At 68.7% G+C, this 15,448-nt stretch carries 15 protein-coding genes; 3 read left to right on the top strand and 12 right to left on the bottom strand.

Translation table 11 applies throughout. The annotated features are described in order from the left end of the window. Positions 1-85: 85 nt before the first annotated feature. From ACWDKQ_RS13595 to ACWDKQ_RS13565, 7 genes are all read right to left on the bottom strand, one after another. Complete coding sequence (locus ACWDKQ_RS13595) at positions 86-316, bottom strand: AAA family ATPase (protein ID WP_450139060.1); 231 nt, start codon at positions 314-316, stop codon at positions 86-88. Then, the gene (locus ACWDKQ_RS13590; RefSeq protein WP_450139059.1) at positions 313-1,473 is read right to left on the bottom strand and encodes a DUF262 domain-containing protein; all 1,161 of its coding nucleotides are present in this window, start codon (positions 1,471-1,473) and stop codon (positions 313-315) included. Before ACWDKQ_RS13590 ends, ACWDKQ_RS13595 begins: the two co-directional genes overlap by 4 nt. A gap of 302 nt (positions 1,474-1,775) precedes the next feature. After that, positions 1,776-2,990 (bottom strand): sensor histidine kinase, encoded by a 1,215-nt coding sequence (locus tag ACWDKQ_RS13585; RefSeq protein WP_450139058.1) that lies wholly within the window; start codon positions 2,988-2,990, stop codon positions 1,776-1,778. After that, on the bottom strand, positions 2,987-3,667 hold the full coding sequence (locus ACWDKQ_RS13580) for a response regulator transcription factor (RefSeq protein WP_450139057.1): 681 nt from the start codon (positions 3,665-3,667) through the stop codon (positions 2,987-2,989). The genes ACWDKQ_RS13585 and ACWDKQ_RS13580 overlap by 4 nt, the downstream gene beginning before the upstream one ends. Beyond that, entirely contained in the window at positions 3,651-4,502 is an 852-nt protein-coding gene (locus tag ACWDKQ_RS13575) for an FAD:protein FMN transferase (RefSeq protein ID WP_450139056.1), read from the bottom strand. Before ACWDKQ_RS13575 ends, ACWDKQ_RS13580 begins: the two co-directional genes overlap by 17 nt. Before the next feature lie 2 nt (positions 4,503-4,504). Continuing rightward, entirely contained in the window at positions 4,505-4,936 is a 432-nt protein-coding gene (locus ACWDKQ_RS13570; RefSeq protein ID WP_450139055.1) for an FMN-binding protein, read from the bottom strand. An 11-nt stretch (positions 4,937-4,947) separates the two neighbouring features. Beyond that, positions 4,948-6,306: a ferredoxin reductase family protein gene (locus ACWDKQ_RS13565; protein WP_450139054.1), complete on the bottom strand. Its 1,359-nt coding sequence runs from the start codon at positions 6,304-6,306 to the stop codon at positions 4,948-4,950. A 199-nt stretch (positions 6,307-6,505) separates the two neighbouring features. Here ACWDKQ_RS13565 and ACWDKQ_RS13560 point away from each other — a divergent pair, with 199 nt between their 5' ends. The 3 genes from ACWDKQ_RS13560 to mdlC all read left to right on the top strand — a co-directional run bounded on the left by ACWDKQ_RS13560 (position 6,506) and on the right by mdlC (position 9,603). After that, complete coding sequence (locus ACWDKQ_RS13560; RefSeq protein WP_450139053.1) at positions 6,506-7,243, top strand: hypothetical protein; 738 nt, start codon at positions 6,506-6,508, stop codon at positions 7,241-7,243. A 147-nt stretch (positions 7,244-7,390) separates the two neighbouring features. Further along, on the top strand, positions 7,391-7,912 hold the full coding sequence (locus ACWDKQ_RS13555; RefSeq protein WP_450139052.1) for an LppU/SCO3897 family protein: 522 nt from the start codon (positions 7,391-7,393) through the stop codon (positions 7,910-7,912). A gap of 95 nt (positions 7,913-8,007) precedes the next feature. Further along, positions 8,008-9,603: a benzoylformate decarboxylase gene (gene mdlC, locus ACWDKQ_RS13550; RefSeq protein WP_450139051.1), complete on the top strand. Its 1,596-nt coding sequence runs from the start codon at positions 8,008-8,010 to the stop codon at positions 9,601-9,603. 371 nt (positions 9,604-9,974) lie between these two features. On the opposite strand, the gene ACWDKQ_RS13545 is transcribed toward mdlC, so the two are convergent. From ACWDKQ_RS13545 to ACWDKQ_RS13525, 5 genes are all read right to left on the bottom strand, one after another. After that, positions 9,975-10,880 carry an ABC transporter ATP-binding protein gene (locus tag ACWDKQ_RS13545; protein WP_450139050.1) on the bottom strand — a complete coding sequence of 302 codons (906 nt, stop codon included), beginning with the start codon at positions 10,878-10,880 and terminating at the stop codon, positions 9,975-9,977. A gap of 6 nt (positions 10,881-10,886) precedes the next feature. Beyond that, positions 10,887-11,678 (bottom strand): ABC transporter permease, encoded by a 792-nt coding sequence (locus tag ACWDKQ_RS13540; protein WP_450139064.1) that lies wholly within the window; start codon positions 11,676-11,678, stop codon positions 10,887-10,889. A 5-nt stretch (positions 11,679-11,683) separates the two neighbouring features. Further along, positions 11,684-12,451: an ABC transporter permease gene (locus ACWDKQ_RS13535; protein WP_450139049.1), complete on the bottom strand. Its 768-nt coding sequence runs from the start codon at positions 12,449-12,451 to the stop codon at positions 11,684-11,686. 9 nt (positions 12,452-12,460) lie between these two features. After that, positions 12,461-13,474, bottom strand: coding sequence for an ABC transporter substrate-binding protein (locus tag ACWDKQ_RS13530; RefSeq protein WP_450139048.1), 1,014 nt, complete (start codon positions 13,472-13,474; stop codon positions 12,461-12,463). Between the two features lie 487 nt (positions 13,475-13,961). Further along, complete coding sequence (locus tag ACWDKQ_RS13525) at positions 13,962-14,981, bottom strand: ABC transporter substrate-binding protein (RefSeq protein ID WP_450139047.1); 1,020 nt, start codon at positions 14,979-14,981, stop codon at positions 13,962-13,964. Positions 14,982-15,448 lie beyond the last annotated feature (467 nt).

The following is a 15,448-nucleotide window of genomic DNA, read 5'->3' as shown; positions in this document are numbered from 1 at the left end:
ACCCACTGGGTGAACTGGCGCCGCAAGCACCAAGCACGATCACGATGGCACCACAAACGCACCAGACTCGCCCGCGACACCAAGATCACCCAGGTAAGCTAGCGAATGGCTGCTGCCGTACTAGAGCCAACTCGTACGGACCGTTGAGCTGAATTAGGCTGCTGGGCGACTGGGTTGCCTGACGGGCTAGCAGCAAAGCTTGGACAACGGTGCTCTTGCCCGAGCCGTTGAGCCCGGTCAGCATGGTCAGCGGGCGCAGATCGAACTCGGCGTCCAAGAAGCACTTGAAGTTGCGGATGCGCAGTGCGGTAATCACGCGCCTGCCTTCGCATCCTGGGCTGCTGCCTGGAAACGGTACTCGACACGGCGTCGGTCACTGGTGGACGAGGTGATGGCGTCGAGATAGTCGATATCACGGGTCATTCTGTCCCGGGCAGCCGTCACGATGGCTGCCCGTCGGTGTTCCAGGTCCGCCGGATCATAAGTGGCAAGCGCGATCGACCAGGTCTCGAAGAGCGCCCGGTTGATCGGGTTACGTCCCGTTACGCCTTCCGGCCATTTTCGGAAGGTGTATTCCCCAAACACCAAATGAGCGTTGGACATGGCCGCACGGAATGCCTCATACAGGTCGTTCAGGTGCGCATCGGGTAGCGCCTTCGGGCTGTCCAGCAACTCCGTCGCACGCTCCAGGAATAGATCCATCGCTGGTCTTTCCGTGTACGCATCCATGCCGAGCAGCCAGAAAGCAGCGAAGCGGAGCGCCATCTCACGGTCATTCATACGGATATGGCCGCCCATGCCATTCGTCGCCGTGTTGAATTCGCCCATGGACGTCATGGTCTTGAGGACGTCGCGGCTCCGAGCCCGGCTCATGCAGTGCCGGATTTCCTGCGCATTGAGCGGGGTGCCTCCGGTGTTGATGCGCTTGAAGATGTCGTACATGACGTCCGGCGGTGTCGTCGGGTCGATGACATTCACCACGAGCTGGGTGTTGTAGATACGACGCTGCCATTGCACGGGGAGATCTGTGAAGCGCTTGTCGTTCTCGCGGAGGTACTCCAGCCCTTTGAGGCGGAAGCTCTCCCCGTTTCCCCGTACAAAGGCATGCAGGGTCGACAGCCGCTGCATGCCGTCGACGACTCGGAACGCGCCATCGCTGTCCTCAGCGAAATAGAACGCGGGTAGTGGGATCTGTAGCAGCACCGATTCGACCAGACGCGACTTCTGCTCGATCTTCCACACCTGGCCGCGCTGGAAGTCGGGGGCCAATTCCAACGAGCCCTCGTCGATCATGTCCAGAATGTTGCGAATCGAGAACTGGTTGGTGGTTACCCGGATCAGCGCGGGATCCCATGGCCTGACGATCGTCACGTCAGCCCCGCCGTCCCCCTCGACTTCGACACCTGTTGCCAGGCCGTCGAAGACGTCTTCGACCACCTCAGCAGGGTCTTCCTGCGCATGTGCCGTCGTCATACTCGTGATCCTATCGGCGGGGCACTCTGGTGGGATCCAGCTCTGCGCAGCAGTGTGTGGTCCAAGCCCCGACCGGTCTGGTCTCTAGACAAGGGTTGGTATGCGTATCCAGCTTGATCGTATGGACGATCAGGGGTCCGTCGGTCACGGGTGCGCAGCTCCCTCGGGTCGGACGGCTTCTTCGCAGGTGATCGGCGGTGCCGGGGTACCTGTCGGACTCCGCACCCAGTATTCCACCGTCGCTGCTACTGCCCGTTCGGGCGTTGGTGGCGGGGTGCTGCTTCGCCGGTTGCGGTGCGGGCTCAGCGGGTCGGCAGGACCAACCGCAGCGCGGTTCCCCCGGCATCCGGGCGCTGGGCCGAGACGGACCCGCCGTGCCGTGCCGCGATCTCGCTGACCAGTGCCAGCCCGAGGCCGTAGCGCCGGGTCCCGCGGTCGGTGCCCCCGGGTGCCGAGGAGAACCGCTTGAACAACGTCGGCAAGATCGCCGGGTCGATGCCGGGTCCGTCGTCGACCACCTGGACCAGCGTAGAGCGCGCATCGGTGCTGAGCACCACCCGCACGTCCGCTCGCGCGTGCCGGACCGCATTGTCCAGTAGCGCATTCAGCGCGCGCAGCAGGCCCGCGTCGAAGCCGATGACCTCGATCGGGCCGGGCGCTTCGAGCCGCACCGAAACGCCCTGCCGCTCGGCTGCCGGGCGGGCGGCGGACACCGCCTGCTCGGCGAGCTCGGTGAGCGCCACTGGGCGCAGGGGCATCTCGCCGCGCGGGTCGGCCGCCAGCAGCAGGTCCTCGAGGATCGTCGCGAGCCGGTCGGCATCCGCGACCAGACCGTCCACATCGGACCGGATGCGGTCCGGGGCGGGGTCTCGGCCGAGCCTGCGGCGGACCAACTGGGCCCGGGTGCTCAACAGCGTCAACGGGGTGCGCAGCTCGTGGCTGGCATCGGCGACGAAACGCCGTTGCAGCGCTAGGGCTTCCGCGAGCGGTGCCACCGCGCGCCGCCCCAGCCACGCTCCGGCCAGGCCCGCGAGCACCAGGCCCGCGCCTCCGGCGATGGCCAGCGCCTGGATGATGCGGATGCGTTCGGCGTGCGCGTCGCGCAAGCTAAGCACCGCTTGCACGACGTCCGCCCCGTGCGGCTCGGTGCGGACGTAGAACTCGCGCCCCTCCACCACGACGTCCGCCGAGCGGGTGGTGCGGTCCTGGGAGGTTTGCCGCAGCGCTTCTTCATCGGGCAACCCCCGCGGCATCCCTGGGGACCCCTGCTCCCGGTCACCCGAGCGCACCACCAGCCACACGCCGGCCGGCGGGTCGCTCACGTCGTCGATGCGAGCGGTGGCGGTGCGCAGCAACTCGTCCTGCGCCCGGTGCTGGTTGTGCACCACGACGAGCAGCGTGACCGCAGCGAGCAACAACATGGCGGCAGCGACCGCCACGGCCGTTTGCAGGCCGAGGCGCAGCTGGGCCCGGCGGAGCATCGCGGCGTCCGGAGACCGCGCCTGCCCGGCCGTCACCCGGATCGCCCCAGCTGGTATCCGCGGCCGCGCACCGTGTCCACGATGCGCTTGCCGAGCTTGCGCCGCAGGTAGTGCACGTAGGTGTCCACGACGACCGGGCTCCCGGCCCCGTCGAAGACCAGCCGCAGCAGGTCGTCGCGGCCGAACACCTGTCGCGGCCGGGCCGCCAGCAGGGCGAGCAGCGCGCACTCCCGCTCCGACAACCGCACCGGTTGGCGCGCTGAACCGGTGACCGTCCGGTTGTCGAGGTCGAGGCGGCCGTCCGGCAGGGGCAAGGATCGGGCGGTGTCGAGGTGCCTGCGCCGCAGGGCCCGCAGGCGCGCGAGCAGCTCATCGACGTCGAAGGGCTTCGGCAGGTAGTCCTCCGCCCCCGCGTCCAGCCCGGCAACCCGGTCCGCCGGGTTGCCCAGCGCGGACAGCACCAACGCGGGCGTGGCCACACCTCGCGTCCGCAAGCGGGTGAGCAGGTCGAGGCCCTCGAGGGCGGGCAGCCCTCGATCGAGCACTATCACGTCGTAGCCGCGGGTGAGCCCGAGGTGCAGCCCGTGCTGACCGTCGGCTGCACCGTCGACGGAGTAGCCCTCCTCGCCCAGCAGCGAGGCCAGCATCTCGGCGAGCTCCGGGTCGTCCTCGACCAGCAGCAGCCGCGGTGGTGTGTCAGCGGCCGGGTCCATAAGGCCATTCTTCCCGCTGCGACCGCGGCGCAGCGGTAGCGCCCCGGCAGGTCGCTAGCAGCTCCGGGGTCACCACCGGCTCGTCGAGCAGGGGAGACCGGTGTACCCGGCGCTCGGCGTCGACGGCGAACACCAGGCAGCCGGGCTGGGCCGCGGCCCACGCGATGCCCTCGAAGCCCATCGCGAACGCGGCGGTCGAGGCGGCGTCGGCCGTGGTGAGGTCGGGGGCCAGCACGGTCAGACTCACCAGCTCGCGCGCCGGGCGGCCGGTGCGGCCGTCGACGACGTGGGCGCCGCGCTCGTAGCTGCCGGAGGTGGCGACCGCACAGTCGCGCACGTCGAACACCGCGCACACCTGGTGCGCGAGCTCGGGATGGCGGATGCCGACCCGCCAAGCGCGGCCGGGCTCGGGCTCGCCGACGGCGAGGACGTCCCCTCCGGCGTTGAGGCAGAACCGGTCGGCCCCCGCCGCACTCAGCAGCAGTCCGGCCCGTTGCACCGCCCATCCCTTGACCACGCCGCAGGGGTCGAAGGGACACCCTGGCAGCCAGGCGCGGAACGCCCCGCCGCTGTCCCGCTCGTAGCGCAGGCAGAGATCGATGATCTCGAGGAGTTCCGGGCTCGCGTGCTCTGGCAGCGTCCGGTCACAGCAGAACCGCCGGACCTCGCTGCCCTCCCGGAAGGGGCTGAACCGGCGGTCCACTTCCCGCAGCCAGTCGAAGGCCCGCGACGCGGCGTCGAGCGCCGGTGGCGGGGCCGACCGCATGTCCATCGAGATCGGCAGGCCCATGATGTGCTCCACGCGCCGGATGCGGGAACCCGTTCCGCTCGCCACGGCTACCCGCCCTGAGAGTCGATCGCGGCCTGCAGGGACTCGGCGTAGGCCTCGCTGGTGGTGGTGGCACCGGACACCGTGTCGAGCTTCGCGCTCTGCGCCTGCAGCGCCTCCTGCCGCAGCGTCGGAGCGGCACTGCCGGCGATCCGCCTGCTGCGCCGGTCGGCAGGCTCGGCGATCAGCTGGACGTCGGTGATCTCGGTGCCGGTGAACACCACACGCACCTGGTAGGGCCCGTACTCGGTCTGCACCAGCGAGCCGTCGACGGACTTCCCCGGTCCAGGGGGAGTGGTCACTGGCAGGGGTGGTCTCGAGGGTGCGCCGGGCTGCGGGGCCGGCGCCGGGCGCATCGCCGCGCCGCTGTCGGGCTGGTAGCGCAGCAGCGGGAGCGAACCCGCGATCGCGAGGGCCAGGATCACGACGAGACGCCGCATGTCATCACTCCTCAGGCCGCGAAGGCGAATCGTTCGGTGTGGCATCGGTCCCGCGGTACTTCGAGGACGCGCAGGGCGCCGAGGACCGCGTCGGTCATGCCGGGCGGACCGCAGAGGAAGACGTCGCGGTCCCGGACCCCGGGCACCAGGGCGGCGATGTGCTCCGGGCCCATGATCGGCCCATGGCGGCCGACTGCGGTCGCGGGACCGATCACGATGTGCAGCTGTGCCCCGACCAGCTGCGCCAGCCACTGCAATTCCGGGACCAGCACCGCGTCCTGCCGGTCTCGGATGCGGTAGAGGACCACGATGTCGTGGCGGGTGCGGGAGAATTCCTCCAGCAGCGCGCGGATCGGCGTTACCCCGACCCCGCCGCCGATCAGCAGGACACCGCGACGGGTGCACCGCTCGGCGGTGAACGCGCCGTAGGGGCCCTCGGCCAGCACCCGCGTTCCCACGCGCAGGTTCCTCAGCGCGGCGCTGCCGTCGCCGAGCGCTTTCACCGTGATGCGCAGCGTCTTCCCGTTCGGCATGGCCGACAGCGAGTATGGATGGGCTTGCGTCCAAAGGCCTTTGGCGACGAACCGCCACAGGAAGAACTGGCCGGCCCGTGCGGGCAGCCGGTCCAGCCGACGACCGCCAATGTGGACCGACACCACGTCCGGGCCTTCCGGGACCACCGCCAGCACTCGGGTGCCGTGCCGCACCATCCGCCAGATCGGCAGCAGGAACCGGAATAGCAACACCGCGCCGAGGGCCGCGCCGTAGAGGGTCCACCAGTAGGCCCGGCCGATCGGGTTTTCGGCGAAGTCGTTGCCGATCGTCACCTGGTGCAGGAATCCGAGCACGACGGCCAGGTAGGCGCCGAGGTGCAGGAGGTGCCAGGTCTCGTACCGCATCCGCCGTCGAGCGGCCCGCGCGGAGGTGGCGCCGACCACGACGAGCAGGAGCGTGCCCGCCGCGGCCAGCAGCACGTCCCGGGTTTCGAGCACCAGCGATGCGAACTCCGGGATCACCGGGCTGTTGTCCTGCTCGGCGTACCCGACCGTGATCAGCACGACGTGCGCGAGCACCAGCCAGAGGACCCAGCAGCCCGTCCACCGGTGCCAGCTCGTTAGCCGGTCCATACCCAGCCGTCGTTCCAGCCAGGGCACCCGTGCGATGAGCACCAGCTGCAGCACCAGCACCAACGCACCGCCGAGGCCGGTCAGCCGGCCCAGCGCCAGCACCAAGCCCTGCGGACCGGTTAGCACGTCCGCCTCGCCGCCGAGCACGAAGAGGTCGACTACCCACATCGCGTTGAGCGCCAGCAGGGCCAGGAGCCACCACTGCGCGTCGCCCGCCCGTGTCCTGCGTCGTTTCGATCGCACGTCGCCGAGTCTCGGCCGCGTTTCTGGGAAGAAATTTGGAAAGTACCGGGCAACCGGCGCGGCGGCGCGGGCGTGCTGCCAACGGTGATCGCGTGCTTCCGCGGCGTGCTCCACCACTGCCGCGATCACCTGTTCGGGCACTGTTGGTGGGGGTGTCTCGGCTAAATTGCTCGTTGCGAGCACAAAAAACGGAGGAGCAGTGAGTTATCCACCGCAGGATCCCTACGGTGCGCAGTCCGGACCGTACGGTGCGCAGTCGGGCCAGCACCCCTCGGGGTCGTACCCGTCGGGTCAGTACCCGCCGCACAACGGCTCGGACGACTTCTGGCGCCACGTCGCGGGTAACCAGCCCCCGATGCCGCCGAAGAAGAGCCGCACCGGGCTCATCGTCGCCCTGGCCGGCGCCGGTGCGGTGGTGGTCATCGGCATTGTGGTGACGATCATCCTGGTGGTCGTGAACAGCAACGGCGGCAGCAACACCAGCCACAACGCCGGCAGCACGACCAGCAGCAGTCCGACCGGCACCGGCAGCACGAGCACCAGCTCCAGCAGCCAGTTCGCGGTCGGCAACTGCATCGACCTGCTCAGCGAGAAGGGCGGCGACATGAACGCCGCGACCTGCGGTTCCGCGGACTCGGACTACGAGATCGTCGACGTCCAGCGCGGCACCGACCACTCGGTGTGCGGGGACAACTACAGCAACGTCACCGGCAGCAAGACCTACTGCATCGTCTTGGACGTCAAGGCGGGCGACTGCCTCACGGCGTTCAACGACTCCGTCGACGTCCTGCCGCTGAAGATCGACTGCAGCACGGCGGAGGACCAGGTGACCGAGGTCGCCAACAGCACCGACCCGAAGACCGCCTGTGCGCAGGGTGAGGGCTACTACGTCTTCGCGAACCGCACCGTCTGCTTCGGCGACGCCCAGGGCGCCTGAGCGGTCGTGAGTGCGCGCGCGGGCCCCGCGCCCGGTTGCACTCACGACCCCGGCTTGCGCTAAATCGGGCCATTTCCGCTGACCGGCCATGGCTGGCTCGTCGTCTCGACTAGGTTTGCGCGACCTAGATCGTTTCCGGAGGGACCCATGAGCCATCCGCCGCGCAGCCAGGCGGGGAAGGTGATCGGCAGTGTCGTCTACATCGTTGCGCTGGGCATCGGGATCGCCATCGCCATCGTCGCGTACGTCACCTTCAGCGCCGATCAACCCGAGGCCGGGGATTGCGTGGCCATCACCGACGCCAACACCGCGGAGCCCAGCTGGCGGGGCGTCGACTGCGGCAGCGCCGAGTCGGACTTCCTGATCGGCGTGGTCACCGCGGGCTCGGCGGCGTGCCCGCCGGAGTACGCGACGACGAGCCGGGACACCCGGCGCACCAGCGGGGTGCGGTTGTGCCTGGTGCCGGACGTGGCGGTCGGCGACTGCCTGCGCGTCCCGGTGGCCGGTATCGAGACCAAGGTGCGCTGCGACGAACCGGGCGCGAACGAGCGGGTCACCGGGGTGACATCGAACACCGGCGGCGCGGCGGTTTGCCCGTCCGGGACGAGCCGGACCGCGATCTATCCCGATCCGGCGCGAACGGTGTGCACCGCGCCTTCCGCTCAGTGACCAACGTGATCTGGTTCCACTGCCCTCGATGTGATGTCGTGTCTGGGCAACCCCGCAGGTGAACGGGGGTGCTCGCACGATGAGGGAGGGCTTCGATGCGCAGCGAGGGCCACACGGTCCGTGACATCACCCGGGGCCTGATGCGGGAACTTGGGCTGACCACGGTGTTCGGCAACCCGGGTACGACCGAGGTGCCGTTCCTGACCGGGTGGCCCGACGATTTCCACTACGTGCTCGGCCTGCAGGAGTCCGTGGTCGTCGCGATGGCCGACGGTTACGCGCAGTCCCGCCGGGAGCCGGTGCTGGTCAACCTGCACTCCGCCGGCGGCGTGGGGCACGCGCTCGGCGCGATCTTCACCGCGTACCGCAACCGGACGCCGATGATCGTGACGGCCGGGCAGCAGACCCGCACCCTGATGTTCGACGAGCCGTTCCTCGGTGCCACCGACGCCGCCGACTTCCCCAAGCCGTATGTGAAGTGGAGTTACGAGCCGGCCCGCGCAGCGGACGTCCCGGCGGCCCTCGTGTGCGCCTACCAGCTGGCGACGACCCCGCCTTACGGCCCGGTCTTCGTGTCGATCCCGGCCGACGACTGGGACGAGCCTGGCGTGTCGGTGACGGCCCGGCCGCGCACCCCCGGTTGCGCCCCGGACCCGGCCGCCGTCGCCGACCTCACCGAGGCGCTGCGCAGCTGCGAGCGCCCAGCGTTCGTCGTCGGCCCGGCGGTGGACGCCGACGGCGTGGTCGCGGACCTCGTCGAGCTGGCGGAGAAGGCGCAGGCGGCTGTTTACGTGGCGCCGATGTCGCCGCGCTGCTCGTTCCCCGAGGACCACTCGCAGTTCGCCGGATTCCTGCAGCCCGAGCAGCGGTTGCTGACCGCTGAGCTTGCCGGGTACGACCTCGTCGTGGTGTGGGGCGCGCCAGCGTTCACCTACCACGTGTACCGCGGCGAGAGCGAAGTCGAGCTGCCCGAGCTCTTCCTGGTGCACGACGACCCGCAGGTGCTCGGCCGGGCCCGGGAGGGACGCGGCGTGCTGGGCACGCTGGCGCATTCTGTGCGGCAAGTCAACGAGAAAGTCGAGGCGCAGCAGCGGAACGCGCCGACGACCTACCAGCGGCCGCCGAAACCGGCCGCGTCCACGCCTATGACCGCCGCCTACATCTTCGACACGATCGCCGGGGCGCTGCCCGCGGACGCGGCTGTGGTGGAGGAAACCCCCAGCCACCGCAACGACCTGCACGAGCACTTCCCGATCCGGTCCACCGACGGCGGGTTCTTCACCGGTTTCTCCGGCGCGCTCGGCTACGGCATCGGCGCGGCCGTCGGGGTGGCGATGGCGGACCCGACGCGGCGCACGGTCGCGCTGATCGGCGACGGTTCCAGCATGTATGGGATCCAGTCGGTGTGGACCGCGGTCCGGGAGCAGGCGCCCGTCACTTTCGTGATCATGGACAACTCGCGGTATGCCGCGGTGGCGGTGCTGGGCGAGGCGGCGGGCGGCAGCAAGCTGCCAGGCGTGGATCTCGGCGGCATCGACTTCGCCGCGCTGGCCGCCAGCCTGGGTTGCCGGACCAAGCTGGTCCAGTCCCCGGTGGAGCTCGACGCGGCCCTCGCGGAGGAGTTCGCGGGCCAGGCCGGACCGACCCTCCTGCACGTCAAGGTCGACCCGGGCCAGCGCTACCTGTACTGACCGGTGTTAGGCCTGGCCAGGCCCCGTGAGTGCGGTGGGGTGCTGTAGCGGCTGTTCGAGGCTCGTTGTGTTCTCCGCCGAGGAGCTCGACGTGATCCGCTCGCAGTTCGCGCGGGTTGCAGGCGCCGAAGCCGTTGGCGGGCTTGGGGAGCGCAGCGCTGAACCCGGTGGTGCTGCCGGTGACCGGGCGCGTGGTAAGGGGCGTTGACGCCCGGTCACCGGGGAAGGGCCGGTGCGGCGGAGGTCGGAGAGGACATCACACCAACCCGGCCGCTTCCGGCGTGCTGGCCCGGGAGAACGCGATGGTTCTCGCAGGCAACTGGGTGGTGAATATGGCGAGGATCAGCAGGTGCCCTTCAGGTGGAAAGCGTTCATTGGTGGGCGTCGGCCTTCTCGGTCTCCGACCAATGCTTCGCGGCGGACTTCGGCGAGTCGTCCACAGTGGACTCCTCGGTGCTCGCCGTCGCCGCGGCCTCCGGCGACGCCGCGGAAGCTTGGGCGCTGCGGACGTCTAGGAGGCGGGCCACCTCGCTGCGGAGGTGGACGAAGGTCTCCGACTCGCGGGTGGTGATCTGGTCCCGCTCGTCGCCGAGCGGGACCTCCAGATCCGCCACGATCGACGCCGGGGACTTCGACAGCACGAACACCCGGTCCGCCAGATAGATGCTCTCGTCGATGTCGTGGGTGACCAGCAGGACCGTGCTGTCGAACTGCTTGCGGACCCTAAGCAGCAGGTCCTCCAGCTCGAAGCGGGTCTGGGCGTCCACCGAGGCGAATGGCTCGTCCATCAGCAGCAGCGACGGCCGGCAGGCCAGCGCGCGGGCGATCGACACCCGCTGCTGCATGCCGCCGGAGAGCTGCCACGGGTACTTCTTCGCGGCGACGCCCAGACCCACCCACTCCAGCACCTCGTCGGCCCGGCTGCGCCGCTCGGCCTTGCTCAAACCCCTGGAGCGCAACGGGAATTCGACGTTGGACCGCACCGAGAGCCAGGGGAACAGCGATCGGCTGTAGTCCTGGAACACCACGGCCAGGTCGGTCGGCACGCCGTTCACGGGGGCGCCGCCCAGCCGGACGTCACCGGCGGTGGGCTTGATCAGCCCGGAGATGGCGCGCAGCATGGTCGACTTGCCGCAGCCGGACGGGCCGACGATGCAGGCCAGTTCACCGGTGCGCACCTGGAACGTCAGGTCGGCGATGGCCTGGTGACCTCCTCCTCCGCCGCCGTAGCGGTGTCCGAGCCCGGAGACTTCGAGCATGGTCTTGGTTTCGGTCATTGGAATTCAGCCTCCGACTACTTGGTGCGCCTGCGATGGTTGCCAGCTCAGCGCGCGGCGCTCCACCACGAGCAGCAGGGTGTTGAGGACGTATCCGAGGATGCCCAGCGCCACGATGCCCGCCCACATGGCGGGGAAGTCGAACTGCCGCTGGTCGAAGACCAGCCGGTAGCCGATGCCGTTGGTGGAGCCGACGAGTTCGGAGACGACCATCAGCACCAGCGCCAGCGACAGGCTCACCCGCAGTCCAGCGAAGATCTTCGGCGTCGCCGCGGGTAGCACCACGCCGAACACCCAGTGCGAGCGGGGGATGCGCAACGACCGGGCGGTGTCCACCTTGACCTGGTCCACGGAGCGGACGCCGTCGACGGTGTTCAGCAGGATCGGCCACATCACGCCGAAGACGATCACGGTGATCTGCATCTGCGTGCCGATGCCCAGCAGCACGAGGAAGACCGGCACCAGCACCGGCGGCGGGATGGCGCGCATGAACGCCATCAGCGGTCCGAAGTAGTCCAGCGCGGTGCTGGACCGGCCGAGGAGGGCGCCGAGCGCTACGCCGAGCACCACCGCGATGAGCCAGCCCACTGCGATCCGGCCGAGGCTGGCCAGCATGTCCGAGAAAGCCTCGTCGGTCAGCAACAGCGACGAAGCCGGTCCGGTGAACCACTTATCCACCGCGGTGCCGACGATCTGCGTCGGGGGCGGGAAGAACGCGCTCTGCGCGACGCGGGTGAGCAGTTCCCACACCACGATCGCGATGACGAAGACCACCCAGCGCTGTAGGAATCCGCGCATCCTGATCACGCCGCCTCCCGATCGACCGCGCTCCACCGGAAGCCGCGCTCGTGTACCAGTTCCAGCGCCTCATTGATGAGGTAGCCGACGATCCCGGCGACCAGCGTGCCCGCCAGCACCAAGTCCATCCGGCCCGCGCCGGTGCTCGCGTCGAGCACGAAGGTGCCGAGGCCGCTGGCACCGCCGGCCAGGAACTCGGTGCTGACCACCAGGATCAGCGCCACCGCAGCGGACATCCGGATGCCGGTGAGTACGAACGGCGCCGCGTTGGGCAGCGCCACGGTGAACATCACCCGACCGCTGCCCAACCCGAAGGAGCGCGCGGTATCCACCATGACCGGGTCGATCTCGTCCAGCGCGTAGATGGTGTTGAACAGGATCGGCCACACCGAGGCGTACACCGCGAGCATGATCTTGGTTTCCGGACCCGCTCCGACCAGCACGATCGCCAGCGGGATCAATGCCACCGAAGGGATCGGCCGGAGGAACTCGATGATCGCCCGGGTGGCCACCCGGATCCAGCGGACGCTGCCGAGCAGCAGCCCTGCGGGCACCGCGATGGCGATCGAGATGCCCAGCGCGATCGCCCACGCCAGTACGGTGGCGATCAGGTCGAGCAGGAAGGAGCGGTCGCCGAGCAGTTCGACGAACTGGGCGAGCACTGTGGACGGTGGTGGGAAGTATTGCTGGGGGACGATTCCTGACCGGCCGAAGGCTTCCCACACGATGAGGAAGCCCAGCAGACCAACCAATCCCCGGAGTGTTCTGGTCATTTTCCCGAGTCAGCTCTGCGGCGGAGCAACGATCATGCTCGCCACGTCGATGTCGTTGTGGATGTAGCCGAATTCCAGCATCAGACGTGGAATCCGCTGGAGGCGGGTTGCGTCGGCGCGGGAGTTCATCTTCAGCAGGGTGATGATCGCCGCGGTCTCATTGTCGATCTTGGCGAATTGCGGCAGCAGGGGCTCGATCTTGCTGCGGTCCTGGGCCTCGGCCACCGCGCTGTCCATTGCCCGCTGGAAAGCGGCCACGGTCTTCGGGTTCTCGTCGGCGAACTTGGCGGTCGAGACGTAGCCGCCCAGCGGCAGGTCCTCCAGCGGACCGGTCGCGGTGTCCACCACCGGGATGGCGCCCGCGTCGCGGGCGGACAGCGTCAGGAACGGTTCGACGACGAACGCCGCGTCGACCTGGTCGGTCTTCAGCGCGTTGGGCATGTTGGGGAAGCCCAGCGGCATCCACTGGACCTTGCTGTAGTCCACGCTGTTGGCCTTCATCGAGGCCTTGACCATCAGCTCGGAGATGGTGCCGGCGCCGCTGATCGCGATCTTCTTCCCCGCGAGGTCCTGCGGGCTGTGCACCCTGGAGCCCGGCGAAGCCATGATCATGCAAGTGTTCGGTGTGCTCGACGCGCAGTCCGCGACGATCTTCAGCTTGGTGCCGCCTTTGGCCTGGGCGGAGAAGATGGGCACGTAGCTGCTGAAGGTGATGTCGTAGTCGCCGCCGATGGTGCTGGTCAGCGCGGTGCCGCCGTCTGGCGCGTTGATGATCTCGACGGTGAGGCCCTCGCGCTGGAAGTAGCCGCCTCGCACCGCCAGGTGCAGCGGTGCGAGTTCGCTGGTGGGCAGCCCGCCGATCCGCAGGTTCGCCTTCTCGACCTGGGCGTTGCCGCCCTGCTTGTCCTCCGATCCACCTAGGAGTCCGCAACCGCTGGTGCCCATCAGAGCACCTGCCGTGACCATCCCGCCGGCCAGTTTCAACAGATCTCGGCGGGGAAGGGCGCGGGGAAGGGGACTCATGTGGATCCTCCTGGCATCGGGTGCGCGTTTTCCGTTGTGCCGTGCGCCGGGAGCGGAGTGCGGGTCGGCGATGGCGGCCGTCGCGGGTTGTGCCTGCGCGTTGACGGCGTCATCGCGGTGTTGACCCGGGAGGTTAGCGGGGTGCGCAACGACTCCGGGCCGGTGGTGCGGGGACTCGGCGGCGCTGCGTCTTTTCTCCCAGTGCGGTGGCGAGGTTTGGTGCCCCCGAACTGTAGAAGCTCGGATCTCACGCGACAACCAGGTGTAATTAGCTCGCTGCCACTCGTACCACGGATGAACTGCGTGATTCACGCCACGCGGACCAGTGTTCGAACAGGACTGTGACGCAGAGTCGGATTCCGCTGGACAATTCGAGGGAACGCGAACGTCGTCTGGACCAACGCCCCGGGGTCATGCCCGACCGGGACCGCGAGTCCTCCAGGTATGGCGACCTGAGGGGCTCACGGCCTCGTGATATGCGGAAACGTCAGGCCTGCGGCGGGGCCGCGATCATGCTCGCGACGTCGATGTCGGTTTTGATGAACCCGAAGTCCTTCATCAGGCGTGGCACCCGCTGCAACCGGGTAGCGTCGGCCCGGGAGTTGAACTTCAGCAGCGTGATGATCGCCGCAGTTTCATCGTCGATCTTGGCGAACTCCGGCAGCAGCGGCTCGATCTTGCTGCGGTCCTGCGCCTCGGCGACGGCGCGATCCATCACCCGCTGGAACGCCGCGATGGTCTTGGGGTGCTCCTCGCAGAACTTCGCGGTCGCCCCGTAGCCGGTCAGCGGCAGGTCCTCCAGCGGTCCGGTGTCGGTGTCGACCACCGGCACCGCGCCGCTGTCGCGGGCGGCCAGGGTGAGGAACGGCTCGGTGACGATCGCTGCGTCGACCCGGCGCTGTTGCAGCGCGGCGGGCATGGTGATGAACGGGGTCGGCGAGAGCTTCACCTTGGAGTAGTTCACGCCGCAGGTGTTCAGGGTGGCTTTGACCAGCAGTTCGGTGATGGTGTTGGGGCCACTGACGGCGATCGTCTTGCCTGCGAGGTCCTGCGGGGTGCGCACCCCGGAGTTCGGCGAGGTCATGATCACCGTGGTGTTCGGCGCGGCCGCCGCGCAGTCCGCGACGATCTTCAGCTGCGCCGCACCGCTGGCCTGGGCGGCGAAGAACGGCACGTAGCTGCTGTAGGTGATGTCGAAGTCGCCGCCGATGGTGCTGTTCAGCGCGGCGCTGCCGTCCGGGGCGTTGACGATCTCGACGGTCAGGCCCTCCTGCTGGAAGTAGCCGTTGCGGACGGCCAGGTGCAGTGGGGCCAGATCGTTGATCGGCAGCGCGCCGACGCGCAGGTTCGCCTTCTCCACCTGGCCGTTGCCGCCGCTTTCCGCCTGCGAGCCACCGAGGAGCCCGCAGCCGCTCGTGCCCAGCAGCGCACCGGCGGTGACGGCACCACCTGCGAGCTTGAACAGGCTCCTGCGGGGCAGGCAGCTGTGGGCGAGGACGGGGCTCATCTGTTCCTCCTTGCATTGGGTGCGACGTGCAACGGTGGGCTGCGGGGGGTGTCGGTGGCGCAGCCGTGCCGATGACGGCGCGGGTGCACCCCGCGAGCGGTACGGGAGATGCGCTGGTGCACTGTGAAATGAACCACGATCGGGGAGGGCCCTCATCGGCCACACGCGCCGGGGCGTCTCAACCCTTGTGTGAAGTTCTGCGTCTTCCGTGGTGCGGTGGGGTGCGGGTGCCCCTGAACTGTAGAACGTTGAACAAAACCCGACAACTAGCTGTAACTAGGCACATGTCACACGGATGGCCCAGTGTTTTCATACCACCCTATGGGGTGGTGAACTCTGGCCTTGGGGGCCTGACTTGTGACGCCCAGTTAAGTATAGTCTCGCCCGTCGAGGTGACTTGGCCTCTGCTTCGGGGGATGCATGTTGTGACCAGGGAGTGTGATGGCAAGCCCGGCTGACAGCGTCAG

It is taken from the genome of Saccharopolyspora sp. NPDC000995, from assembly GCF_053599315.1.
The sequence above is the reverse complement of the archived record's forward strand: the minus strand, read 5'-3'. Positions and strand labels throughout refer to the sequence as shown.